We start from the raw sequence: 23572 nt of genomic DNA, 5'->3' as shown, positions 1-23572 counted from the left end.
TGCCAGGCATCAAATAAAGCGAAAGGCCATCCGTCAGGATGGCCTTTTTGCGTTGATGCAGAAAAAAAAGCCGGATGCGGCGCTGGTGCGTCTTATTCGTCCTCCGCAGGGTTACGGTAGGGGGCAACAGCGCATTATTCCCTCACATACGCCAGATTCAGCAACGGATACGGTTTCCCCAAATCGTCCACCTCAGAGCGCCCTGTAACCTTAAAGCCCATCTTCTTATAGAACCCAACCGCCTGCTCATTTTGCTCATTAACGTTGGTTGTCAGTTCCGGTGCCATCGAGAGCGCATGCTCCACCAGCATCCGACCCACGCCGCAGCCGCGCACATCAGGATCGATAAACAGCGCATCCATATGCTGCCCACTTAATAACATAAACCCAACCGGCTGATCCCGCTCATTAACCGCGACCCACAACGGTGCTTCCGGCAGAAAGGAACGCACCAGCTCTTCCAATTCGGCCCTATACTCTGCTGATAAAAAATCGTGGGTGGCATCGACAGAACGACACCAAATCGCAACGAGTTCCTCCCCTTCCTCATGCCGTGAGCGGCGAATACTAATAACCATTTTCTCTCCTTTTAGTCATTCTTATATTCTAACGTAGCCTTTTCCTTGAAACTTTCTCACCTTCAACATGCAGGCTCGACATTGGTAAATTTTCTGGTTATCTTCAGCTATCTGGATGTCTAAACGTATAAGCGTATGTAGTGAGGTAATCAGGTTATGCCGATTCGTGTGCCGGACGAGCTACCCGCCGTCAATTTCTTGCGTGAAGAAAACGTCTTTGTGATGACAACTTCTCGCGCGTCTGGTCAGGAAATTCGTCCGCTAAAGGTGCTTATCCTTAACCTGATGCCGAAGAAGATCGAAACTGAAAATCAGTTCTTACGCCTGCTTTCAAACTCGCCTTTACAGGTCGATATTCAGCTGTTGCGCATCGATTCCCGTGAATCGCGCAACACGCCCGCAGAGCATCTGAACAACTTCTACTGTAACTTTGAAGATATTCAGGAACAGAACTTTGACGGTCTGATTGTCACGGGTGCGCCGCTGGGTCTGGTGGAGTTTAATGATGTCGCTTACTGGCCACAGATCAAACAGGTGCTGGAGTGGTCGAAAGATCACGTCACCTCAACGCTGTTTGTTTGCTGGGCGGTACAGGCCGCGCTCAATATCCTCTACGGCATTCCTAAGCAAACTCGCACCGACAAACTCTCTGGCGTTTACGAGCATCATATTCTCCATCCTCATGCGCTTCTGACGCGTGGCTTTGATGATTCATTTCTGGCACCACATTCGCGCTATGCTGACTTTCCGGCAGCGTTGATTCGTGATTATACCGATCTGGAAATTCTGGCGGAGACAGAAGAAGGGGATGCATATCTGTTTGCCAGTAAAGATAAGCGCATTGCCTTTGTGACGGGCCATCCCGAATATGATGCGCAAACGCTGGCGCAGGAATATTTCCGCGATGTGGAAGCCGGACTAAACCCGGATGTACCGTATAATTATTTCCCGCACAACGATCCGCAAAACAAACCGCGAGCGAGCTGGCGCAGTCATGGCAATTTGCTGTTTACCAACTGGCTCAACTATTACGTCTACCAGATCACGCCATACGATCTACGCCGTATGAATCCTACACTGGATTAATCTTCTGTGGCGGTCGATCGTTAAGCGATTCAGCACTTTACCTCAGGCACCTTCGGGTGCCTTTTTTATTTCCGAAACACACCTCAGCAAGTGAATAAATTTTATTCATATTGTTATCAATAAGTTATCATATATTTTTATTTAAAATGGAAATTGTTTTTGATTTTGCATTTTAAATGAGTAGTCTTAGTTGTGCTGAACGAAAAGCACACAACGATCCTTCGTTCACAGTGGGGAAGTTTTCGGATCCATGACGAGGAGCTGCACGATGACTGAACAGGCAACAACAATCGATGAACTGGCTTTCACAAGGCCGTATGGCGAGCAGGAGAAGCAAGTTCTCACTGCCGAGGCGGTAGAATTTCTGACTGAACTGGTGACACGTTTTACGCCTCAGCGGAATAAATTACTGGCAGCGCGCATTCAGCAGCAGCAAGATATTGATAACGGAACGTTGCCTTATTTTATTTCGGAAACAGCTTCCATTCGCGATACAGGCTGGAAAATTCGTGGTATTCCTGCGGACTTACAAGATCGTCGAGTCGAGATAACTGGCCCGGTTGAGCGCAAGATGGTGATCAACGCACTCAACGCGAATGTGAAAGTGTTTATGGCCGATTTCGAAGATTCACTGGCACCAGACTGGAACAAAGTGATCGATGGGCAAATTAACCTGCGCGATGCGGTTAACGGCACCATCAGTTACACCAACGAAGCAGGCAAAATCTATCAGCTCAAGCCAAATCCCGCGGTGTTGATTTGCCGGGTACGCGGTCTGCACTTGCCGGAAAAACATGTCACCTGGCGCGGCGAAGCGATTCCTGGCAGCCTGTTTGATTTTGCGCTCTATTTCTTTCACAACTACCAGGTACTGTTGGCAAAAGGCAGCGGCCCCTATTTCTATCTGCCGAAAACCCAGTCCTGGCAGGAAGCGGCCTGGTGGAGCGAAGTTTTCTGCTATGCAGAAGATCGCTTTAACCTGCCGCGCGGAACTATCAAGGCGACGTTGCTGATTGAAACGCTGCCTGCCGTGTTCCAGATGGACGAAATCCTTCACGCGCTGCGTGACCATATTGTTGGTCTGAACTGCGGTCGCTGGGATTACATCTTCAGCTATATCAAAACGTTGAAAAACTATCCCGATCGCGTCCTGCCAGACAGACAGGCAGTCACGATGGATAAACCCTTCCTGAATGCTTACTCACGCCTGTTGATTAAAACCTGCCATAAACGCGGTGCTTTTGCGATGGGCGGCATGGCGGCGTTTATTCCGAGCAAAGATGAAGAGCGCAATAACCAGGTGCTCAACAAAGTAAAAGCGGATAAAGCGCTGGAAGCCAATAACGGTCACGATGGCACGTGGATCGCACATCCCGGCCTTGCTGACACGGCAATGGCGGTATTCAACGACATTCTCGGCTCCCGCAAAAACCAGCTTGACGTAATGCGCGAACAAGACGCGCCGATTACTGCCGATCAGCTGCTGGCACCTTGTGATGGTGAACGCACCGAAGAAGGTATGCGCGCCAACATTCGCGTGGCTGTGCAATACATCGAAGCATGGATCTCCGGCAACGGCTGCGTGCCGATTTATGGCCTGATGGAAGATGCGGCGACGGCTGAAATTTCCCGTACCTCGATCTGGCAGTGGATCCATCATCAAAAAACGTTGAGCAATGGCAAACCGGTGACCAAAGCCTTGTTCCGCCAGATGCTGGGCGAAGAGATGAAAGTCATTGCCAGCGAACTGGGCGAAGAGCGTTTCTCCCAGGGGCGTTTCGACGATGCCGCACGCCTGATGGAACAGATCACCACTTCTGATGAGTTAATTGATTTCCTGACCCTGCCAGGCTACCGCCTGTTAGCGTAAACCACCACATAACTATGGAGCATCTGCACATGAAAACCCGTACACAACAAATTGAAGAATTACAGAAAGAGTGGACTCAACCGCGTTGGGAAGGCATTACTCGCCCATACAGCGCGGAAGATGTGGTGAAATTACGCGGTTCAGTCAATCCTGAATGCACGCTGGCGCAACTGGGCGCGGCGAAAATGTGGCGTCTGCTGCATGGCGAGTCGAAAAAAGGCTACATCAACAGCCTCGGTGCACTGACTGGCGGTCAGGCGCTGCAACAGGCGAAAGCGGGCATTGAAGCGGTCTACCTGTCTGGCTGGCAGGTTGCGGCAGACGCTAACCTGGCGGCCAGCATGTATCCGGATCAGTCGCTCTATCCGGCGAACTCGGTTCCTGCCGTAGTGGAGCGGATCAACAATACTTTCCGCCGTGCGGATCAGATCCAGTGGTCCGCGGGCATTGAGCCGGGCGATCCGCGCTATGTCGATTACTTCCTGCCGATCGTTGCTGATGCGGAAGCCGGTTTTGGCGGTGTCCTGAATGCCTTTGAACTGATGAAAGCGATGATTGAAGCCGGTGCAGCGGCAGTTCACTTCGAAGATCAGCTGGCGTCAGTGAAGAAATGCGGTCACATGGGCGGCAAAGTTTTGGTGCCAACTCAGGAAGCTATTCAGAAACTGGTCGCGGCGCGTCTGGCAGCTGACGTGACGGGCGTTCCAACCCTGCTGGTTGCACGTACCGATGCCGATGCGGCGGATCTGATCACCTCCGATTGTGACCCGTATGATAGCGAATTTATTACCGGCGAGCGCACCAACGAAGGTTTCTTCCGTACTCATGCAGGTATTGAACAAGCGATCAGCCGCGGCCTGGCGTATGCGCCGTATGCTGACCTGGTATGGTGTGAAACCTCCACGCCGGATCTGGAACTGGCACGTCGCTTTGCGGAAGCTATTCACGCGAAATATCCGGGCAAACTGCTGGCTTATAACTGCTCGCCGTCGTTCAACTGGCAGAAAAACCTCGACGACAAAACTATTGCCAGCTTCCAGCAGCAGCTGTCGGATATGGGTTACAAGTTCCAGTTCATCACCCTGGCAGGCATCCACAGCATGTGGTTCAACATGTTCGACCTGGCAAACGCCTATGCCCAGGGCGAGGGTATGAAGCACTATGTTGAAAAAGTGCAGCAACCGGAATTCGCCGCCGCGAAAGATGGCTACACCTTTGTTTCTCACCAGCAGGAAGTGGGGACAGGTTATTTCGATAAAGTGACGACCATTATTCAGGGCGGCACGTCGTCAGTTACCGCGCTGACCGGCTCCACCGAAGAATCGCAGTTCTAACAACCGATAAACGTTGCTAACTGTAGGCCGGATAAGGCGTTCACGCCGCATCCGGCAATGAGCATCTGATGCGACGCTTGCGCGTCTTATCATGCCTACAAATGTTGCTGACTGTAGGCAGGATAAGGCGTTCACGCCGCATCCAGCAATCAACGCCTGATGCGACGCTTGCGCGTCTTATCCGGCAATTCTCTGCTCCCGACGAGGACAACAAATGCCGCGTGGCCTGGAATTACTGATTGCACAAACCATTTTGCAAGGTTTCGACGCTCAGTATGGTCGATTCCTCGAAGTGACTTCCGGGGCGCAGCAGCGTTTCGAGCAAGCCGACTGGCACGCTGTCCAGCAGGCGATGAAAAACCGTATCCATCTTTATGATCATCACGTTGGTCTGGTGGTGGAACAGCTGCGCTGTATCACTAACGGCCAAAGCACGGACGCGGAATTTTTACTGCGCGTCAAAGAGCATTACACCCGGCTGTTGCCGGATTATCCGCGCTTCGAGATTGCGGAGAGCTTTTTTAACTCCGTGTACTGTCGGTTATTTGACCACCGCTCGCTGACTCCCGAGCGGCTTTTTATCTTTAGCTCCCAGCCAGAGCGTCGCTTTCGTACCATTCCGCGCCCGCTGGCAAAAGACTTTTATCCCGATCACGGCTGGGAATCGCTACTAATGCGTGTTATCAGCGATCTGCCGCTGCGCCTGCGCTGGCAGAATAAAAGCCGTGATATCAACTACATCATTCGCCATCTGACCGAAACGATGGGGACTGATAACCTCGCCGAAAGCCATTTACAGGTGGCGAACGAACTGTTTTACCGCAATAAAGCCGCCTGGCTGGTGGGCAAACTGATCACGCCTTCCGGCACGTTGCCCTTTTTGCTGCCTATCCACCAGGCGGACGACGGCGAGCTGTTTATTGATACCTGCCTGACGACGACCGCCGAAGCGAGCATCGTCTTTGGCTTCGCTCGTTCATATTTTATGGTTTACGCGTCGCTACCTGCCGCACTGGTCGAGTGGTTACGGGAAATTCTACCGGGCAAAACGACCGCAGAGCTGTACATGGCCATCGGCTGCCAGAAGCACGCCAAAACTGAAAGTTACCGTGAATATCTGATTTATCTGCAAGGCTGTAATGAGCAATTTATTGAAGCGCCGGGCATTCGTGGAATGGTGATGCTGGTGTTCACGCTGCCGGGCTTTGATCGGGTATTCAAAGTGATTAAAGACAAGTTCGCGCCGCAGAAAGAGATGTCTGCCGCTCACGTTCGCGCCTGCTATCAGTTGGTTAAAGAGCACGATCGTGTAGGTCGAATGGCGGACACCCAGGAGTTTGAAAACTTTGTGCTGGAGAAGCGGCAAATCGCACCGGCATTAATGGAATTACTGCTCCAGGAAGCGCCGGAAAAAATCACCGATCTCGGCGAACAGATTGTGATTCGCCATCTCTACATCGAACGGCGGATGGTGCCGCTCAATATCTGGCTGGAACAGGTTGAGGGCCAACAGCTGCGCGACGCTATTGAAGAGTACGGCAACGCTATTCGCCAGCTTGCCGCCGCCAACATCTTCCCCGGCGACATGCTATTTAAAAACTTTGGTGTCACCCGTCACGGGCGCGTGGTGTTTTATGATTACGATGAAATTTGCTACATGACGGAAGTGAATTTCCGCGACATCCCACCGCCGCGCTACCCGGAGGACGAACTTGCCAGTGAGCCGTGGTACAGCGTCTCGCCGGGCGATGTTTTCCCAGAAGAATTCCGCCACTGGCTATGTGCCGACCCGCGCATTGGGCCACTGTTTGAAGAGATGCACGCCGACCTGTTCCGCGCTGATTACTGGCGCGCGCTACAAAAACGTATCCGTGAAGGGCACGTGGAAGATGTTTATGCGTATCGGCGCAGGCAGCGGTTTAGCGTGCGATTCGTATAAATCAGAGACGAAAAATCACCGCATACCGCCATATGCCAGCGTGACTTCCTTCGCCGCTTTAATCACCATCGCGCCAAACTCGGTTACGCGGTCGTCGGTAATACGTGAAATCGGCCCGGAAATCGAAATTGCGGCAAATGGTTCGCGGTGCTCATCGAAAATACACGCCGCGAGGCAACGAAGCCCCAACGCATGTTCTTCATCGTCAAATGAATAGCCACGTTTACGCGTCTGGGCGAGGTCCTCTTTTAGATGCACAGGAGACACCAGCGTCGCGTGGGTATAGGCATGTAAGCCTTTGCGATGCAGCAGCTTCGTCACCTGCTCTTCGCTTAGTTGGGCTAAAAAGGCTTTACCGGCACCAGAGGCATGCATCGGTAACTTACCGCCGATAGGGGCTGACATACGCATCAGATGCGTACACTGCACCTGGTCGATAATAATCGCTTCGTGATCGCTTTGATCCAGCACCGCCATATTGACCGTTTCGCCAGACTCTTCCATCAGATTGCGCAGAATAGGATGGACAATGGCTAACAAATTACGGCTCTGGAGAAAGCTGCTGCCGACCATAAAAGCATGTGCGCCGATCGCCCAGTGACCCAGTTCACCGACCTGACGGACGAACCCCTGCTGTTGCATCGTGGTTAGCAGGCGGTGAGTCGTGGAATTGGGTAATCCGGCTTGCTGTGCCAGTTCCGTAAGTGCCACACTGCCATTGGATTCGGCAATCCACTCCAGTAATTTCAGCCCACGCGTTAAAGACTGAACCTGTCCAGTCGCGGGTGCGGTGGCAACGGCGGGTTTTCTGCCGCGTTTTGCGGGAATGGGTGCGACCATGACAGTCTCCTTTTTCTGTATCGTGGAAATCATTTTCATTTTTATTACGGTGTAATGCAATAGTTGCCACACTGATCCGATGAGTTAATGTTGAACAAATCTCATGTTGCGTGGTGGTCGCTTTTACCACTGATGCGTTTATGCCAGTATGGTCTGTTGAATTTTTTTACAGTCTGGGTTGAGCGTGTCGGGAGCGAGTGTGAGCAGCAAAGTTGAACAACTGCGTGCGCAGTTAAATGAACGTATTCTGGTGCTGGACGGCGGTATGGGCACCATGATCCAGAGTTATCGACTGAACGAGGCAGATTTTCGCGGTGAACGTTTTGCCGACTGGCCTTGCGATCTTAAAGGTAACAACGACCTGCTGGTTCTCAGCAAACCGGAAGTGATCTCCGCCATCCACAACGCTTACTTTGAAGCGGGCGCAGATATCATCGAAACCAACACCTTCAACTCCACGACGATTGCGATGGCGGATTACCAGATGGAATCCCTGTCGGCGGAAATCAACTTTGCGGCGGCGAAACTGGCGCGTGCTTGTGCTGACGAGTGGACCGCGCGCACGCCGGAGAAACCGCGCTACGTTGCTGGTGTTCTCGGCCCAACCAACCGCACGGCGTCTATATCGCCGGACGTAAACGATCCGGCATTCCGCAACATCACTTTTGACCAGCTGGTGGCGGCTTATCGCGAATCCACCAAAGCGCTGGTGGAAGGTGGCGCGGATCTGATCCTGATTGAAACCGTTTTCGACACCCTTAACGCCAAAGCGGCGATTTTTGCGGTGAAAACGGAGTTCGAAGCGCTGGGCGTTGAACTGCCGATTATGATCTCCGGCACCATCACCGACGCCTCCGGGCGCACACTCTCCGGGCAGACCACCGAAGCATTTTACAACTCATTGCGTCACGCCGAAGCGCTGACCTTTGGCCTGAACTGTGCGCTGGGACCCGATGAACTGCGCCAGTACGTGCAGGAGCTGTCACGTATTGCGGAATGCTACGTCACCGCCCACCCGAACGCCGGGCTGCCCAACGCTTTTGGTGAATACGATCTCGATGCCGACACGATGGCAAAGCACATCCGCGAATGGGCGGAAGCGGGATTCCTCAATATCGTCGGCGGTTGCTGCGGCACCACGCCACGACATATTGCGGCAATGAGTCGCGCAGTAGAAGGATTAGCGCCGCGCAAACTGCCGGAGATCCCCGTCGCCTGTCGTTTGTCCGGCCTGGAGCCGCTGAACATTGGCGAAGACAGCCTGTTTGTTAACGTCGGGGAGCGGACTAACGTCACCGGTTCTGCCAAATTCAAACGCCTGATTAAAGAAGAGAAATACAGCGAGGCGCTGGATGTGGCGCGTCAGCAGGTGGAAAGCGGCGCGCAGATTATTGATATCAACATGGATGAAGGGATGCTCGACGCCGAAGCGGCGATGGTGCGTTTCCTTAGCCTGATTGCCGGTGAACCGGATATCGCCCGCGTGCCGATTATGATCGACTCCTCAAAATGGGACGTCATTGAAAAAGGTCTGAAGTGTATTCAGGGCAAAGGCATTGTTAACTCTATCTCAATGAAAGAGGGCGTCGACGCCTTTATCCATCATGCGAAACTGTTGCGTCGTTACGGTGCAGCGGTGGTGGTAATGGCCTTTGACGAACAGGGCCAGGCCGATACCCGTGCACGGAAAATCGAAATTTGCCGTCGGGCGTACAAAATACTCACCGAGGAAGTCGGCTTCCCGGCGGAAGATATCATCTTTGATCCGAACATCTTCGCGGTCGCAACTGGCATTGAAGAGCACAACAACTACGCGCAGGACTTTATCGGCGCGTGTGAAGACATCAAACGCGAGCTGCCCCATGCGCTGATCTCCGGCGGCGTCTCTAACGTCTCGTTCTCGTTCCGTGGTAACGATCCGGTGCGCGAAGCTATTCACGCGGTGTTCCTCTACTACGCCATTCGTAACGGTATGGATATGGGGATCGTCAACGCCGGGCAACTGGCGATTTACGACGACCTGCCCGCCGAACTGCGCGACGCGGTGGAAGATGTGATCCTTAACCGTCGCGACGATGGCACCGAGCGTTTACTGGAACTTGCCGAGAAATATCGCGGCAGCAAAACCGACGATACCGCTAACGCCCAGCAGGCGGAGTGGCGCTCGTGGGACGTGAATAAACGTCTGGAATACTCGCTAGTCAAAGGCATTACCGAGTTTATCGAACAGGACACCGAAGAAGCCCGCCAGCAGGCCGAGCGCCCCATTCAGGTGATTGAAGGCCCGCTGATGGACGGCATGAACGTGGTCGGCGACCTGTTTGGCGAGGGCAAAATGTTCCTGCCGCAGGTGGTGAAATCGGCGCGCGTCATGAAGCAGGCGGTGGCGTATCTCGAGCCGTTCATTGAAGCCAGCAAAGAGCAGGGCAAAACCAACGGCAAGATGGTGATCGCCACAGTGAAGGGTGATGTCCACGACATCGGTAAAAATATCGTTGGCGTGGTGCTGCAATGTAACAACTACGAAATTGTCGATCTCGGCGTGATGGTGCCTGCGGAAAAAATCCTCCGTACCGCCAGAGAAGTGAATGCCGATTTGATTGGCCTTTCGGGATTGATCACTCCATCGCTGGACGAAATGGTCAACGTGGCGAAAGAGATGGAGCGTCAGGGCTTCACCATTCCGCTACTGATTGGCGGTGCGACCACCTCAAAAGCGCACACAGCGGTGAAAATCGAGCAAAACTACAGCGGCCCGACGGTGTATGTTCAGAACGCCTCGCGCACCGTTGGCGTCGTGGCGGCGCTGCTTTCCGACACTCAGCGTGATGACTTTGTCACTCGTACCCGCAAGGAGTACGAAACCGTGCGTATTCAGCACGGACGCAAGAAACCGCGCACCCCGCCAGTTACGCTGGAAGCTGCGCGCGATAACGACTTCGCTTTTGACTGGCAGGCTTACACGCCGCCCGTGGCACACCGTCTCGGCGTGCAGGAAGTCGAAGCCAGCATTGAAACGCTGCGTAATTACATCGACTGGACGCCGTTCTTTATGACCTGGTCGCTGGCTGGGAAGTATCCGCGCATTCTGGAAGATGAAGTGGTAGGCGAAGAGGCGAAGCGGCTGTTTAAAGACGCCAACGACATGTTGGATAAATTAAGCGCCGAGAAAATGCTGAATCCGCGTGGCGTGGTGGGCCTGTTCCCGGCAAACCGTGTGGGCGATGACATTGAAATCTACCGTGACGAAACGCGTACACATGTGATTAATGTTAGCCACCATCTGCGTCAACAGACCGAAAAAACCGGCTTCGCTAACTACTGTCTCGCTGATTTCGTGGCGCCGAAACTCTCTGGCAAAGCGGATTACATCGGCGCATTTGCCGTGACTGGTGGACTGGAAGAAGATGCACTGGCTGATGCCTTCGAAGCACAGCATGATGATTACAACAAAATCATGGTGAAAGCGCTTGCCGACCGTCTGGCGGAAGCCTTTGCGGAATATCTCCATGAGCGCGTGCGTAAAGTTTACTGGGGCTATGCGCCGAACGAGAACCTCAGCAACGAAGAGCTGATCCGCGAAAACTACCAGGGCATCCGTCCGGCACCGGGCTATCCGGCCTGCCCGGAACATACGGAAAAAGCCACCATCTGGGAGCTGCTGGAAGTGGAAAAACACACTGGCATGAAACTCACGGAATCTTTCGCGATGTGGCCCGGTGCATCGGTTTCGGGTTGGTACTTCAGCCATCCGGACAGCAAGTACTATGCCGTGGCGCAGATTCAACGCGATCAGGTCGAAGACTATGCCCGTCGTAAAGGTATGAGCGTTACCGAAGTTGAGCGCTGGCTGGCACCGAATCTGGGGTATGACGCGGACTGATTCACAAATATGTCACTTTTCCTTACAACAAACAGGGCACTCAATGGGTGCCCTGTCTCTTTATTAATATGAAACACTTATACTGGAATCAGGCGGGAATAATCTTAGCCGGAAAAACGAATGTCAAAAGGCACAGTAAAGATGCCAGCCAGCGTGTTTCCGGTCCTTTGGTCATTCAATTGCTTCAGGAACATATAACGATAAGGAGAACCTGAACTCGTGTTAACGCTGCTTCACCTGCTTTCTGCCGTCGCCCTGTTGGTCTGGGGGACGCATATTGTTCGAACAGGCGTAATGCGCGTCTTCGGCGCACGCCTGCGTACAGTCCTTAGCCGGAGTGTCGAAAAGAAGCCGCTCGCCTTTTGCGCGGGGATCGGCGTTACCGCACTGGTACAGAGTAGTAATGCCACCACCATGCTGGTGACCTCGTTTGTCGCCCAGGATCTGGTTGCTCTCGCGCCCGCGCTGGTGATTGTGCTGGGGGCTGATGTCGGGACGGCGCTAATGGCGCGGGTCCTCACCTTCGATTTATCCTGGTTGTCACCGCTGCTCATTTTTATCGGCGTTATTTTTTTCCTCGGACGCAAACAGTCACGCGCCGGGCAACTGGGCCGCGTCGGTATTGGTCTTGGGCTGATTTTGCTGGCGCTGGAGTTGATTGTGCAGGCCGTAACGCCGATCACCCAGGCAAACGGCGTTCAGGTGATCTTTGCTTCGTTGACTGGCGATATTCTGCTGGATGCGCTGATTGGCGCGATGTTCGCCGTTATCAGCTACTCCAGCCTTGCTGCTGTATTGCTGACCGCTACTTTGACCGCCGCAGGCATTATCTCCTTCCCGGTGGCGCTCTGTCTGGTAATCGGAGCCAACCTCGGTTCCGGCCTGCTGGCGATGCTCAACAATAGTGCCGCCAATGCCGCTGCTCGCCGTGTTGCGATGGGTAGCTTGTTGTTTAAGCTGGTGGGGAGCTTGATTATCCTGCCATTTGTCCATGTTCTGGCTGAATCAATGGATAAACTGCCTTTGCCAAAAGCGGAACTGGTTATCTATTTCCACGTCTTCTACAACCTCGTTCGTTGCCTGGTCATGCTGCCGTTTGTCGATCCAATGGCGCGATTTTGCAAAACGATTATTCGCGATGAACCTGAGTTGGATGCCCATCTGAAACCAAAACATCTGGACGTTAGTGCGCTGGATACTCCGACTCTTGCTCTGGCGAATGCCGCCCGTGAAACACTGCGCATCGGTGACGCGATGGAACAGATGATGGAAGGGCTGAATAAAGTGATGCACGGTGAACCGCGTGAAGAGAAGGAGTTGCGCAAGCTGGCGGATGATATCAACGTCCTCTACACCGCGATTAAACTTTATTTGGCGAGGATGCCAAAAGAAGAGCTGGCGGAAGAAGAGTCGCGCCGCTGGGCAGAGATTATCGAAATGGCTCTCAACCTGGAGCAGGCTTCCGATATCGTCGAGCGCATGGGCAGCGAAATTGCTGACAAATCACTGGCAGCACGGCGGGCATTTTCGCTTGATGGGTTGAAGGAACTGGATGCGCTCTATGAGCAATTGCTCAGTAATTTAAAGCTGGCAATGTCGGTGTTCTTCTCTGGCGATGTCACCAGCGCTCGTCGTTTGCGCCGTAGTAAGCATCGCTTTCGCATTCTTAATCGCCGTTATTCCCATGCTCACGTTGATCGCCTGCATCAGCAAAACGTGCAAAGCATTGAAACCAGTTCGCTGCATTTAGGCTTACTGGGCGATATGCAGCGTCTGAACTCGCTGTTTTGTTCGGTGGCTTACAGTGTGCTGGAACAGCCGGATGAAGATGAGGGTCGGGACGAGTATTAATATGCCTGATAAGACGCGTCAAGCGTCGCATCAGGCACTATGTACAAGATGCCGGATCATGCATCCGGCAATTCACTTAAAAACGGTGACCCGCTTCCAGCGGCACCGCTTCCTCACCAGCTTTAAATACATAAGTGGTATTCGGGCCGCCCAGCGTAGCGTGACCTTTACTCACCGTGATCCAGTTACCTTCCGGCAGGCCAATAATGGTCAGTTCTGGCGCGACGACCAGCAGTTCGCGAATACGCTGCTCGCGCGTTTCCCCTTTATGGCCTTCCGGCAGCGCGTTGGTGAAGTGCGGGTTGATTTGCAGCGGGAACAGATTCAGCGCATCGAAACCTTGCGGATCGACAATCGGCATATCGTTGGTGGTACGAATGGTTGGGCAAGCCAGGTTAGCGCCTGCGCTCCAGCCAATATACAGCGCGCCACGTTTAACCACGTCAGTAATTGGTGCCAGCAGCCCGCGCTCGCGGCACTGTTTCAGCAACTGGAAAGTGTTGCCGCCGCCGACAATCACGATCTCAGCATTTTCAATCGCGGCAACAGGATCGGCCACGCTATGAATACCGGTGACAGAAACGCCAAGTGGGGCAAGGACCGCAGCCGTTTTGGCCGTATAATCATCCCAGGTTTGCGTTACGCCAGCGAAAGGAATAAACACCGCTGAACGGCGACCTTGCAACTGTTCAGCAATCAACGGCAGCGCATGTTCCAGCCAGGCTTTACCCGGCAGCGTCGAGTTACTCAATAAAAGCAGTTCCATTACTTCTCCGGTTAGTAAGAAAACACGGAAGGAATGCTACCACTGCAAATTTAACCACTTACTGACGTGGCTCACGATGTCACACATTGTACCAGGCGTTCTGAAGACGGTTAGCAAACAAGGCGCTGAGGCTGATGACAAACGTAAGATTGCCTGATGCGCTACGCTTATCAGGCCTACAAGCTAATCGCAATATCTTGAATTTTCGCGATTTTGTAGGCCGAATAAGGTGTTTGCGCCGCATCCGGCATGAACAACGTGCACTTTGCCACCAATCAGAGCGCCCCTTAATGCGCTGATGTTTCTTATCCTTCTCGTGCAAATTGTGCCGCTTCAGTAATCAGCCGCGCATCAGGTCGCACACCGGTATACATCGCGAACTGCTCGACGGCCTGTAAAGCAATCACCTCTGCGCCGCTGATCGTCTGCTTATCAAGCTGCTGCGCCAGACGAATGAGCGGCGTTTCCGGTGGCAATGCCACGACGTCAAAAACGACGCTTGCCGTAGAGATCATTGCCTCGCTGAAGGCCAGCTCATGGCTCTCTTTACCGCCAGCCATGCCAACGGGGGTAACGTTAACCAGAATGTCGCAGTCGATTCCTTCTGGCTGCGGTTGCCACTGGAAGCCATACTGCTTCGCCAGCGCCGGGCCGCTCTCGTGGTTGCGGGCGGCGATGATGACATCGGTAAACCCCGCGTCGCGAAAGGCGGCAATGACCGCTTTGCCCATGCCGCCACTGCCGCGAATCATCACACGTGCGGCGCTATTGAGCTGGTGGTGAATAATCAGGTTTTTCACCGCAATGTAGTCGGTGTTAAACCCGGTCAGCCTGCCGCCGTCATTCACGATGGTATTCACTGAATCAATGATTTTCGCTGACGGATCGATCGCATCGAGAAAGGGCATACAGCTTTCTTTAAACGGCATCGACACGGCACAGCCGCGGATACCTAATGCGCGAACACCTTTCACCGCCGCCTCAATATCCTGGGTGGCGAACGCTTTGTAGATGAAATTCAGCCCCAGCTTTTCATACAGATAATTGTGAAAACGTGTGCCGAAGTTGCCGGGGCGACCGGCCAGCGACATGCACAGTTGAGTATCGCGATTAATCATGGCTGATTGCCTTTGCATGAGTGAGCAGATATTGCTCCGCCTCACCGGACCATACTCCCTGATGACGCGTCAGAATTGCCGCCAGTGCTTGATCCTGAATCTGCGTGAGTGACGTCAGCGGCAGGTCTTTCCCGGTATACACCAGTTTTTTGCCGCCGCCGACGGCAGGCAATTCAAGCGTGGTTTCGCCCGCAGCATTCAGCCCAAGAATATGTGTTACCACTTTTGCGGCCTGCACTTTTTTCTCTTCGATCAGTTTGACCGCCGCACGCATGTCATCGGTATTGCCGCCCGATGTGCCAACGTAATGAGTAAAGGCATAATGCACATCGTAGAAATTAATTGGCGCGCTGAAGTGCTTATCCTGCGGTCCGGCGAAGAAATTCAGACAACCATCTGTCGCCAGCAAGGAAGAGGCGAGAGTCACCAGTCCTTCATTAGGCACAAAGACGAAAATATCATCGAAGCCGTGACCGCCACTCAGTGCCATTAACGTATCAAATGCTGCATCGGCGGCATTGAGATAATGAATCAGTGTTTGCGGTTCTGATGGATAGTGCTGCCGTGCATAACTCAATTTGTTATTGTCGGTATCGGTAATAACGAGCAGCGACGGGTTAACAGGCCCATGCAGCGCATAATCAATCGCTAACAGTCCCATTGGTCCGGTGCCGCCGAGGATCAGTGTGCGCCCTTGCGGGCGAATCCCCATCGTGTGGTTATAACTACCTTCCTGAAGATGATAGTTGGCGTTGAACGCGCCAATCACGCAGGAAAGCGGTTCAACCAGCGAGCCTTCAAAGTAGGTTTCGCCGTCGTATGCCAGCAGGCAATCCTGTTCCATAACCTCATTTGGGATAACCACATGTGTGGCTTCACCACCCACCCACGGGAAAGAGTAACCGGGGCAGTCCGGGCTTTCCGGCAATTGCAGGTTGGCCTGAATCACATAGCGCTGGCCCGGCTGAAATTTGTGCTGCCACTTTTTACCCACGGCCAGAATATCGCCGCAAAATTCATGGCCGATGATGATGGGATTGGTCGCTACATCGTCGGGTACTTTTTTATGGTTTTCACCCAGATTGGCCTCTTTCCAGGAAGAGAGGCACAGGCTGTCGGTGACCACCGTCGCGAGGATTTCATCCTCCTGCATTTCAGGAAGATCAAAGGTTTCCAGGCGTAAATCACGTTTACCATAAAGACGCAGAGCTGTTGTTTTCATAAACCACCTCGTGTTGAACGATGGCCCCGACGGTTGCGCCGGGGCGAAGAATCAGGACAGGAAGCCCAGCGCATTGCCGATAATCCCTAAACCAAACAGGGCGAAAATCAGCCATACCGGGTTAATTTTTTTGTTGAGCAGACGCACCATCAGCAGCGTCAGACCGAGCGCCAGCAAACCAGGGCAAAGTTGGTCGAGAATGTTCTGCACGGTCATGGTGACGGTGGAGCCATCGGCGGCAGGCGTTTGCGAGACGACCAGCGGCACGTTGATCGACGTCCATTTGGTGACCAGCACGCCCATCACAAACAGTCCGAGAATCGATGCGCCCTCAGTCAGTTTTTGCAGCAAATTACCGCCCATATCGCTGACGATATTCACGCCTTTACGAAAGCCCAGTTGCAGCCCATACCATTTCATTGCCAGACGTACTGCATTGAAAATAAAGAAGAACAGCAGTGGGCCGAGAATGTTGCCAGAAAGAGCCAGAGATGCGCCGAGCGCGGCGGTAATCGGGCGCAGGGTTCCCCAGACCAGTGGATCGCCAACCCCTGCCAATGGTCCCATCAGACCGACTTTGATGCCGTTAATGGTGCCGTCATCAATTTCTGCACCGTTGGCCCGCGCTTCTTCCATGGCGGCGGTCACGCCGATGACCGGACCACATACGGCTGGCGTGGTATTGAAGAACACCAGGTGTCGCCTGAGCGCCGCAACCTGATCCTCTTTTAATGGGTAGAGTCGCTTGATGGCGGGGATCATGTCGTAGCAAAAGCCCAGCCCATGAATGCGTTCAAAGTTGAAGGACGCCTGTTGCAGGTTGGAGCGCAGAAACATGCTCACCAGATCGCTGCGTGTAATTTTTCTCTGTTCCATGATGGCTCCGTTAATCATCAAGTTGGTCAAGGGCGGTGATAGTGGTGGTCTGGGGATGTGGTTCAGCTTTACGCCACTGTGGATTTAGCTGGATGTAGAGCAGGGCCATGATCACGCCGACGCCACCGAACGCCAGCAGACTGAGATCGAGGTAGCCACCTGCGAGGAAACCGAGGAAAAAGAAAGGCATCAAATATTTCACGCCCATCATGCGAAGCACCATGGCGTAACCGACCACCACGATAAAACCGCCAGCAATCTGCAATCCACGGGTCACAAATTCGGGAATGGCGCTCAGCATATTGCTCACCATATCGGCGCTGACGAACAGCGAGACAATCAGTGCCGGAATCGCAACGCGCAGTGCCTGCACGCCAAGCGCGGAGACATGCAGAATATCGAGAGTGCGAAACCGCGCTTCTTCCGCTGCTTTATCCGCCGCGTGCTGGAACACAACGGTGATGGTGCGGGCAAACACCGTCAGCACCTGGCCTGCCGCAGCCACAGGCAACGCGATGGCGATACCGGTGGCGATGCTTTGCTGGCCAACGATAACCAGAATGGCGGAGATTATGCTGGCGAGTGCAGAATCCGGAGATTGCGCCGCGCCGACGTTCATCCAGCCGAGAGCTATCAATTCCAGCGTACCACCGAGCATAATTCCGGTTTTTAAATCACCGAGAATTAAACCAATCACCGTACAGGCAATTAACGGGCGATGAGTCTGAAATTCATCCAGCACGCTGCCCATTCCGGCAATACAGGAAAAAAGAAATATGGCAATGATTTGTAGGGTACTTATTTCCATGATTTGTCACCTTTTAAGTGTCGTCATCCCTGCCTGTTAAAGCATATGTACACAGGCGCTATTATTTAATTTGCGACTAACTGTTCTTTTATTTTGTCGATAATATTGATGGAAGGATCTGACGCTACAACGCGTAAATCCAGCGTGACGCCAAGATTATTTAACTCATGAAATGCGTTAATATCATCGTCATCTAATGAAACTGCTTTGGTTAACTGTTTTTTACCGGGTCGCCAGGCCATGCCGCCAATATTCAGGGTGCCGATTTTTACTCCCTGGCGAACCATCGCTAAGGCATCCTGAGGTCGGGTAAAAAGATAAAATACGGTTTCGTCCTGATATTGTGGGTTGTGATACACCGCGACGGCTTTTTCAATATTGACCACGTTAACTTTCATTCCCGGCGGGGCGGCCTGACGCAATAATGTCCGGCGAACTTCATCGTTATACACCTCGTCATTGCAGATAATAATGCGCTGGGCGTTAGCTACTTTCGACCAGACGGTAGTGACCTGGCCGTGGATTAGGCGGTCATCAATGCGGGCGAGCGTAATGTTCATCAGAAATCCTCCTCTGCCGTTGCCAGTTGTTTCCAGACAACGCAGGTTTGCTTTGCGATTTGCGTCAGGTGTTCACACAGTTCATCAACGTTCATGCTGTCCTGGTTATCGACCAGTTCGAGCGCCAGCGGCAGGGAAAGGCCGCTGATTACCCGCAGGCACGGATTACGCATCGCAAGCGTTGCCGCCGCGTTCCACGGGCTGCCGCACTGTAAGTCCACGGCGATTAACCACTCGTCATGATTGTGAATACTCACTAACTTTTCCAGCTTTGCCACGATGTCTCCGGCGTTCTCGCCGGGCACAAATTCAACTGCCTCAACATTGGCGTCGCCGTACACCATCTGAACCGATTCCAGCATGGCGCAAGCTAATTTGCCGTGGGCGCAAAAAATGGCATTGACCATAAAGCCTCCTTACCCGCGCGTTTTGCCGCCGGCAATGTTAGTGGTTACTCCGGTGATATAGCTGGCGCGTTCAGACAGCAGATAACAAACAAAATCAGCCACTTCCGCTAATCTTCCGGAACGCCCAATAGGAATGGAATTTTTGGTGTAGCCTTCCCGCAACTGTTCGACGGTGATATTGCGCGTCCACGCCAGCGCTTCTTCATATTCCGGCGTGCGCAGCCCGGTTTTTTCCAGAATTCCCGGCGCGATACCGACCACACGGATACCGTGTTTACCCAGCTCTTTCGACCAGGAGCGCGTGAAACTATTGAGCGCGGCTTTGGTCGCGGCGTAGCAGCTTTGGCCTTCTGAGCCTTCCAGCCCACTTTCCGAGGAGACATTCACAATCACCCCATCATGTTGTTTGACCATCTGCCGCGCCACCGCCTGCGACATCAGAAAAACGCCTTTCTGGTTGATATTGACCATTTTTTCGAATGTAGCTTCGTTGAGTTCATACTGTCCGGCAGGCGCTTTCTCATCGACCAGCAGACGCGGGAAGTTGACCCCGGCGTTATTGACTAGACCGTCGATGCGACCAAAACGCTGAATAATTTCCGCTACCGTATGATTTACCTCTTTGGCGCTGGAAATATCGGTCGGCCAGAACTGATAACCTTTATGACTTTCATATTGAACATCGCCACCGTGAATATCGACCATCTGTACATTCGCGCCTTGTGCTAATAATTCATCCACAATCGCTAGACCAATACCGGATGCGCCACCGGTGACAATAATGATTTTATCCTGCAAATTTAACCACGTTTGCATAACAGACTCCTGATTTTAGGTAATAGAGGCCCGCCGTAATTTTTTATTACGGTAAACATCGGGAAGATTTTTATTTCAGTAATAGTTCAGCTGTGTTGCTATTCGTTACCAGACAATTAATATATTTTCCACGCAGTGCGCCAATAATTCCGCTATATTTCTCTTCACCTATAGCAATACCAATGGAATACCGCGCCTGCTTTAATTTATTCATTTCGATAGAGAGCGTTTTTTCGCTCATATTCGTTTCAACCATTGCGCCGTGAATATCAAAAAAGCGCGAGCAAATATCACCGGCAACCTGACGGGCATTCAGGTCGTCACTCTCTTCGCCGCCATAAAATGCATGCCAGTTGGCGCCATCGCGAATAGCCGGTGAGCCAATCCCCACGAGGGCGACATCCAGATTATCCCAGTAGGCTGAGATGGTTTTAAAGTGCTGAGACTGCATGATCCCATTACGAATTAAGGGGTTATCTAGCAGAGCTGGAAAATCCGCGAGCTGCGATTCCCCTTTCAGCTTTGCCGCCGCGCTGTAGGTTAATGTGTTTACGTGATAGCGGCTTTCGAGTTTACCGGACGGGCCGCCAATAATCGGTACGCAAATTAACTGCCGCGATTGCCCCGCCTGCGGCAAGTTTTCAACCAGTGCGCTCACCGCGCGGCCCCAGGAAAAACCAACAATATCACCAGGTTCCAGCAAACGATCTAACAATTGCGCGCCGTGTAACCCCATTACCGCCAACTGAGCGTCTTCCTCTTCATCGCGCCCTGATACCACCACAGCTTCTTTCAGACCAAACTTTTGCTTCAGTTGCTGCTCCAGCCAGAGATTTTCGTTGTAGTCATAGTTGATGGCGATGGTGACAATTCCCTGTTCGCGGCCCCGTTTAAGTAAGCGGCTGATGGTGGTCCGATAAATACCCAGTTCGCGGGCGATTTGCGCCTGCGTCATGTCCTGTTCGTAATAGAGTTGGGCAATCTTCACAATCAAACGGATATCGTCACTGTTTTCCATCGCCGCCTCCTGATTTTGCACATTTGTGCAAATATGCTTTTTAACCGCTTGATCTGATATAACTCCATCATGGTGACCTTTAAAAGCGATTTTTCACTCTTTGTTTGGACTGAAATGGCGCTTTATCTTGCACATTTGTTTCTCTGCGTAGCAGTCATCAGCACAGGTGTGCAGAGATTCGTAATAGGTTGATTATCCTGGTTTTCGCCAGGCAAATTTGCATCAGGCTTCTGGTGACACTTTTGTGATAAAAGGCGCGGCAGATCACATTTAATTTCGACGTTGCCGCATAACCCTGTTTTTCCCCGCTAAGAGGTACGGTATATTCCGCGTTTTACAGGAGAATTTATGCTGCCCGACTCATCAGTCCGTTTAAATAAATACATCAGCGAAAGCGGAATTTGCTCACGCCGCGAAGCGGATCGCTACATCGAGCAAGGCAATGTGTTCCTTAATGGCAAGCGTGCCACCATTGGCGATCAGGTGAAACCCGGCGACGTTGTAAAAGTAAACGGTCAGTTGATTGAGCCACGGGAAGCCGAAGATTTGGTACTTATCGCCCTGAACAAGCCCGTCGGTATTGTCAGCACCACCGAAGATGGCGAGCGCGATAACATTGTCGATTTCGTTAACCACAGCAAACGCGTGTTCCCGATTGGTCGCCTGGATAAAGACTCCCAGGGGCTGATTTTCCTCACCAACCACGGCGATCTGGTGAATAAGATCCTCCGCGCGGGTAACGATCATGAGAAAGAATATCTGGTGACGGTCGATAAACCGATTACCGAGGAGTTTATTCGCGGCATGAGTGCGGGAGTGCCAATCCTCGGGACGGTGACTAAAAAGTGCAAAGTCAAAAAAGAAGCGCCGTTTGTCTTCCGCATTACCCTGGTGCAGGGGCTGAACCGTCAGATCCGTCGCATGTGCGAGCACTTTGGCTACGAAGTGAAAAAGCTGGAACGTACGCGCATTATGAACGTCAGCTTAAGCGGCATTCCACTGGGAGAATGGCGCGATTTAACCGACGACGAGCTTATCGATCTCTTTAAGCTCATTGAAAATTCCTCTTCCGAGGCGAAGCCCAAAGCGAAGGCCAAACCGAAAACGGCAGGCATCAAACGCCCGGTGGTGAAGGTAGAAAAAACGGCGGAGAAAGGTGGCCGCCCGGCATCAAACGGCAAGCGTTTCGCCTCGCCGGGGCGGAAGAAAAAAGGTCGTTAATCAGCGTTTGCCGCGCGTCGACGTATTTGCCGACCAACTGAATGACGCTTCAGGATCCGGTTTATAAGCCTGCTTTTTCTTCAACTGGCGGGCTTTTTTCGCTTCAGCCTCACGCTCAACCATTAATTTATCGATGTACTCTTTCTTAATGCTGTTGGTTTCGGCGTTGGTCAGCACGCGACCATGTGCAATACGCGCGCGATCCAGCAGCGTCTTCAGTTCGCGCTGTTCACGCTCAGTCATCTCTTTTTGAGTAATACGGGGGAGTGCCATGATGGTGCCCTCTGTTAATCGGATAGTTCAGTGTACGGGAATTTATTTGCAAGCAGAACTGATAAGATTCATTTGCCTTCTCTTTATTTTTATCTGCTTAGATAATTGGCGATAAATACAGATAAAAATTTAACGAAAATAAATGACCGCTAACTTATAAAATTTAATTAATTCTTTGTTATTCAATGCGTTAAAGTTGTTATTTTACTTCTGGCCTGTTTCTCGCAATAACGATATCTCATTGATAACATCTCTGTTTTCAGTGGTCTGGTACGGGTTAGTTAATATCAAAGGATGAGTCAAATGCCATTAAATGGAGTCTGTGCTGCGATGCGCGAACGGGTATCGCAGCAGTTAAAGGAAATTGAACGTCGCTATGGCGTGAAAGTGCTGTACGCCTGCGAATCGGGGAGTCGCGGCTGGGGATTTGCTTCGCCCGACAGCGATTACGATGTGCGGTTTTTGTATGTTCATCCGCTGGAATGGTATCTGCGGGTAGAGTCACCACGCGATGTTATCGAACTGCCTATCGACGACGAACTTGATGTTTCCGGTTGGGAATGGCGCAAAGCGCTGGGATTGCTGAAAGGTGCGAACCCGACGCTAATTGAATGGCTGGATTCACCGGTGGTCTATCAGCAAGATGAAGAAACGATAACGGCGCTTAAGGCAATGGTCCCAATGTGGTTTTCTCCGTTGCGTGCGCGTTGGCATTATTATTCGATGGCGCGGAAAAATTTTCGCGGTTATTTACAAGGCGACGAAGTGCGGCTGAAAAAATACTTTTATGTGCTGCGTCCGCTGCTGGCCGTGCGCTGGGTCGAAGCGGGAAAAGGCGTACCGCCAATGTGTTTTTCCGAATTGCTGGTGGGAAGTGAGTTGGATGCGGCCTTACGCGCAGAAATAGATGAGTTGCTGGAACGTAAACAGCGTGCGGGTGAAGCGGAATATGGCCCACGCCGTCCATTGCTACATGTGTTTATCCATGCGGAACTGGCGCGTGGGGAAATTCCGCCTGTGTTACCGGATAGTAGGGATGGTGATGCCAGGGAGCTGGATAGGTTGTTGATGGCGACAGTGATGGGAGAATAAATTCGGCCCGGCAA

Annotated in this window: 20 protein-coding genes; 8 read left to right on the top strand and 12 right to left on the bottom strand. The window is 52.4% G+C overall.

Translation table 11 applies throughout. The features are described 5' to 3' along the window. Window positions 1-134: 134 nt before the first annotated feature. Window positions 135-578 carry an acetyltransferase gene (locus tag FEK43_RS06860; RefSeq protein WP_135408613.1) on the bottom strand — a complete coding sequence of 148 codons (444 nt, stop codon included), beginning with the start codon at window positions 576-578 and terminating at the stop codon, window positions 135-137. Window positions 579-734: 156 nt separating this feature from the next. On the opposite strand from FEK43_RS06860, the gene metA reads away from it, so the two are divergent. The 4 genes from metA (at window position 735) to aceK (ending at window position 6807) form a co-directional block, all read left to right on the top strand. Continuing rightward, window positions 735-1664, top strand: a complete 930-nt coding sequence (metA, locus tag FEK43_RS06855) for a homoserine O-succinyltransferase (protein WP_130205743.1) — start codon at window positions 735-737, stop codon at window positions 1662-1664. 268 nt (window positions 1665-1932) lie between these two features. After that, complete coding sequence (aceB, locus tag FEK43_RS06850; protein ID WP_135408615.1) at window positions 1933-3534, top strand: malate synthase A; 1602 nt, start codon at window positions 1933-1935, stop codon at window positions 3532-3534. Window positions 3535-3563: 29 nt separating this feature from the next. After that, the gene (gene aceA / locus FEK43_RS06845) at window positions 3564-4868 is read left to right on the top strand and encodes an isocitrate lyase (protein WP_000857847.1); all 1305 of its coding nucleotides are present in this window, start codon (window positions 3564-3566) and stop codon (window positions 4866-4868) included. A gap of 214 nt (window positions 4869-5082) precedes the next feature. Then, complete coding sequence (gene aceK / locus FEK43_RS06840) at window positions 5083-6807, top strand: bifunctional isocitrate dehydrogenase kinase/phosphatase (protein WP_135408617.1); 1725 nt, start codon at window positions 5083-5085, stop codon at window positions 6805-6807. Between the two features lie 15 nt (window positions 6808-6822). Here aceK and iclR read toward each other — a convergent pair whose 3' ends face one another. Beyond that, a complete protein-coding gene (gene iclR / locus FEK43_RS06835; RefSeq protein ID WP_000226403.1) occupies window positions 6823-7647 on the bottom strand; it encodes a glyoxylate bypass operon transcriptional repressor IclR in 825 nt (274 codons plus the stop codon). A gap of 199 nt (window positions 7648-7846) precedes the next feature. Between iclR and metH the strand changes: the two genes are divergently transcribed. Together metH and FEK43_RS06825 are read left to right on the top strand one after the other, a co-directional pair. Beyond that, the gene (metH, locus tag FEK43_RS06830; protein ID WP_135408619.1) at window positions 7847-11530 is read left to right on the top strand and encodes a methionine synthase; all 3684 of its coding nucleotides are present in this window, start codon (window positions 7847-7849) and stop codon (window positions 11528-11530) included. 219 nt (window positions 11531-11749) lie between these two features. Next, on the top strand, window positions 11750-13381 hold the full coding sequence (locus tag FEK43_RS06825) for a Na/Pi cotransporter family protein (protein WP_130205749.1): 1632 nt from the start codon (window positions 11750-11752) through the stop codon (window positions 13379-13381). Between the two features lie 76 nt (window positions 13382-13457). On the opposite strand, the gene pepE is transcribed toward FEK43_RS06825, so the two are convergent. The 9 genes from pepE to FEK43_RS06780 form a co-directional block, all read right to left on the bottom strand. Then, window positions 13458-14147, bottom strand: a complete 690-nt coding sequence (gene pepE, locus FEK43_RS06820; RefSeq protein WP_133142544.1) for a dipeptidase PepE — start codon at window positions 14145-14147, stop codon at window positions 13458-13460. A gap of 305 nt (window positions 14148-14452) precedes the next feature. Further along, the gene (locus FEK43_RS06815) at window positions 14453-15265 is read right to left on the bottom strand and encodes a shikimate 5-dehydrogenase (protein WP_131162356.1); all 813 of its coding nucleotides are present in this window, start codon (window positions 15263-15265) and stop codon (window positions 14453-14455) included. Further along, on the bottom strand, window positions 15258-16487 hold the full coding sequence (gene sorE, locus FEK43_RS06810) for an L-sorbose 1-phosphate reductase (RefSeq protein WP_131162355.1): 1230 nt from the start codon (window positions 16485-16487) through the stop codon (window positions 15258-15260). The genes FEK43_RS06815 and sorE overlap by 8 nt, the downstream gene beginning before the upstream one ends. 51 nt (window positions 16488-16538) lie before the next feature. Then, window positions 16539-17363: a PTS system mannose/fructose/sorbose family transporter subunit IID gene (locus tag FEK43_RS06805; RefSeq protein WP_130205755.1), complete on the bottom strand. Its 825-nt coding sequence runs from the start codon at window positions 17361-17363 to the stop codon at window positions 16539-16541. Between the two features lie 10 nt (window positions 17364-17373). Next, a complete protein-coding gene (locus tag FEK43_RS06800) occupies window positions 17374-18171 on the bottom strand; it encodes a PTS mannose/fructose/sorbose transporter subunit IIC (RefSeq protein WP_000406332.1) in 798 nt (265 codons plus the stop codon). Between the two features lie 65 nt (window positions 18172-18236). Next, window positions 18237-18731, bottom strand: coding sequence for a PTS system mannose/fructose/N-acetylgalactosamine-transporter subunit IIB (locus FEK43_RS06795; protein ID WP_130205757.1), 495 nt, complete (start codon window positions 18729-18731; stop codon window positions 18237-18239). Then, complete coding sequence (locus FEK43_RS06790) at window positions 18731-19138, bottom strand: mannose/fructose/sorbose PTS transporter subunit IIA (RefSeq protein ID WP_135408621.1); 408 nt, start codon at window positions 19136-19138, stop codon at window positions 18731-18733. Before FEK43_RS06790 ends, FEK43_RS06795 begins: the two co-directional genes overlap by 1 nt. A 9-nt stretch (window positions 19139-19147) precedes the next feature. Then, on the bottom strand, window positions 19148-19954 hold the full coding sequence (locus FEK43_RS06785; RefSeq protein ID WP_135408623.1) for an SDR family oxidoreductase: 807 nt from the start codon (window positions 19952-19954) through the stop codon (window positions 19148-19150). A gap of 70 nt (window positions 19955-20024) precedes the next feature. Further along, entirely contained in the window at window positions 20025-20972 is a 948-nt protein-coding gene (locus tag FEK43_RS06780; protein WP_130205763.1) for a sugar-binding transcriptional regulator, read from the bottom strand. Window positions 20973-21320: 348 nt separating this feature from the next. Between FEK43_RS06780 and rluF the strand changes: the two genes are divergently transcribed. Further along, a complete protein-coding gene (gene rluF / locus FEK43_RS06775; protein WP_130218604.1) occupies window positions 21321-22193 on the top strand; it encodes a 23S rRNA pseudouridine(2604) synthase RluF in 873 nt (290 codons plus the stop codon). On the opposite strand, the gene FEK43_RS06770 is transcribed toward rluF, so the two are convergent. After that, entirely contained in the window at window positions 22194-22466 is a 273-nt protein-coding gene (locus tag FEK43_RS06770) for a DUF3811 domain-containing protein (RefSeq protein WP_001207629.1), read from the bottom strand. It abuts the gene before it with no gap. 303 nt (window positions 22467-22769) lie between these two features. Between FEK43_RS06770 and FEK43_RS06765 the strand changes: the two genes are divergently transcribed. Next, on the top strand, window positions 22770-23558 hold the full coding sequence (locus FEK43_RS06765) for a nucleotidyltransferase domain-containing protein (protein WP_135408626.1): 789 nt from the start codon (window positions 22770-22772) through the stop codon (window positions 23556-23558). Window positions 23559-23572: the final 14 nt, after the last annotated feature.

Source organism: Escherichia sp. E2562, assembly GCF_005781075.1.
Lineage (GTDB): Bacteria > Pseudomonadota > Gammaproteobacteria > Enterobacterales > Enterobacteriaceae > Escherichia.
This window is presented reverse-complemented; position numbering and strand designations above follow the sequence as displayed.

Coding starts and splice junctions, on each gene's coding strand:
- FEK43_RS06780 (WP_130205763.1), bottom strand. CDS start 20,972: ATGGAAAACAGTGACGATATCCGTTTGATTGTGAAGATTGCCCAACTC.
- rluF (WP_130218604.1), top strand. CDS start 21,321: ATGCTGCCCGACTCATCAGTCCGTTTAAATAAATACATCAGCGAAAGC.
- sorE (WP_131162355.1), bottom strand. CDS start 16,487: ATGAAAACAACAGCTCTGCGTCTTTATGGTAAACGTGATTTACGCCTG.
- pepE (WP_133142544.1), bottom strand. CDS start 14,147: ATGGAACTGCTTTTATTGAGTAACTCGACGCTGCCGGGTAAAGCCTGG.
- FEK43_RS06765 (WP_135408626.1), top strand. CDS start 22,770: ATGCCATTAAATGGAGTCTGTGCTGCGATGCGCGAACGGGTATCGCAG.
- metA (WP_130205743.1), top strand. CDS start 735: ATGCCGATTCGTGTGCCGGACGAGCTACCCGCCGTCAATTTCTTGCGT.
- aceB (WP_135408615.1), top strand. CDS start 1,933: ATGACTGAACAGGCAACAACAATCGATGAACTGGCTTTCACAAGGCCG.
- aceA (WP_000857847.1), top strand. CDS start 3,564: ATGAAAACCCGTACACAACAAATTGAAGAATTACAGAAAGAGTGGACT.
- FEK43_RS06805 (WP_130205755.1), bottom strand. CDS start 17,363: ATGGAACAGAGAAAAATTACACGCAGCGATCTGGTGAGCATGTTTCTG.
- FEK43_RS06815 (WP_131162356.1), bottom strand. CDS start 15,265: ATGATTAATCGCGATACTCAACTGTGCATGTCGCTGGCCGGTCGCCCC.
- FEK43_RS06860 (WP_135408613.1), bottom strand. CDS start 578: ATGGTTATTAGTATTCGCCGCTCACGGCATGAGGAAGGGGAGGAACTC.
- FEK43_RS06790 (WP_135408621.1), bottom strand. CDS start 19,138: ATGGTCAATGCCATTTTTTGCGCCCACGGCAAATTAGCTTGCGCCATG.
- aceK (WP_135408617.1), top strand. CDS start 5,083: ATGCCGCGTGGCCTGGAATTACTGATTGCACAAACCATTTTGCAAGGT.
- FEK43_RS06770 (WP_001207629.1), bottom strand. CDS start 22,466: ATGGCACTCCCCCGTATTACTCAAAAAGAGATGACTGAGCGTGAACAG.
- FEK43_RS06800 (WP_000406332.1), bottom strand. CDS start 18,171: ATGGAAATAAGTACCCTACAAATCATTGCCATATTTCTTTTTTCCTGT.
- FEK43_RS06795 (WP_130205757.1), bottom strand. CDS start 18,731: ATGAACATTACGCTCGCCCGCATTGATGACCGCCTAATCCACGGCCAG.
- FEK43_RS06785 (WP_135408623.1), bottom strand. CDS start 19,954: ATGCAAACGTGGTTAAATTTGCAGGATAAAATCATTATTGTCACCGGT.
- iclR (WP_000226403.1), bottom strand. CDS start 7,647: ATGGTCGCACCCATTCCCGCAAAACGCGGCAGAAAACCCGCCGTTGCC.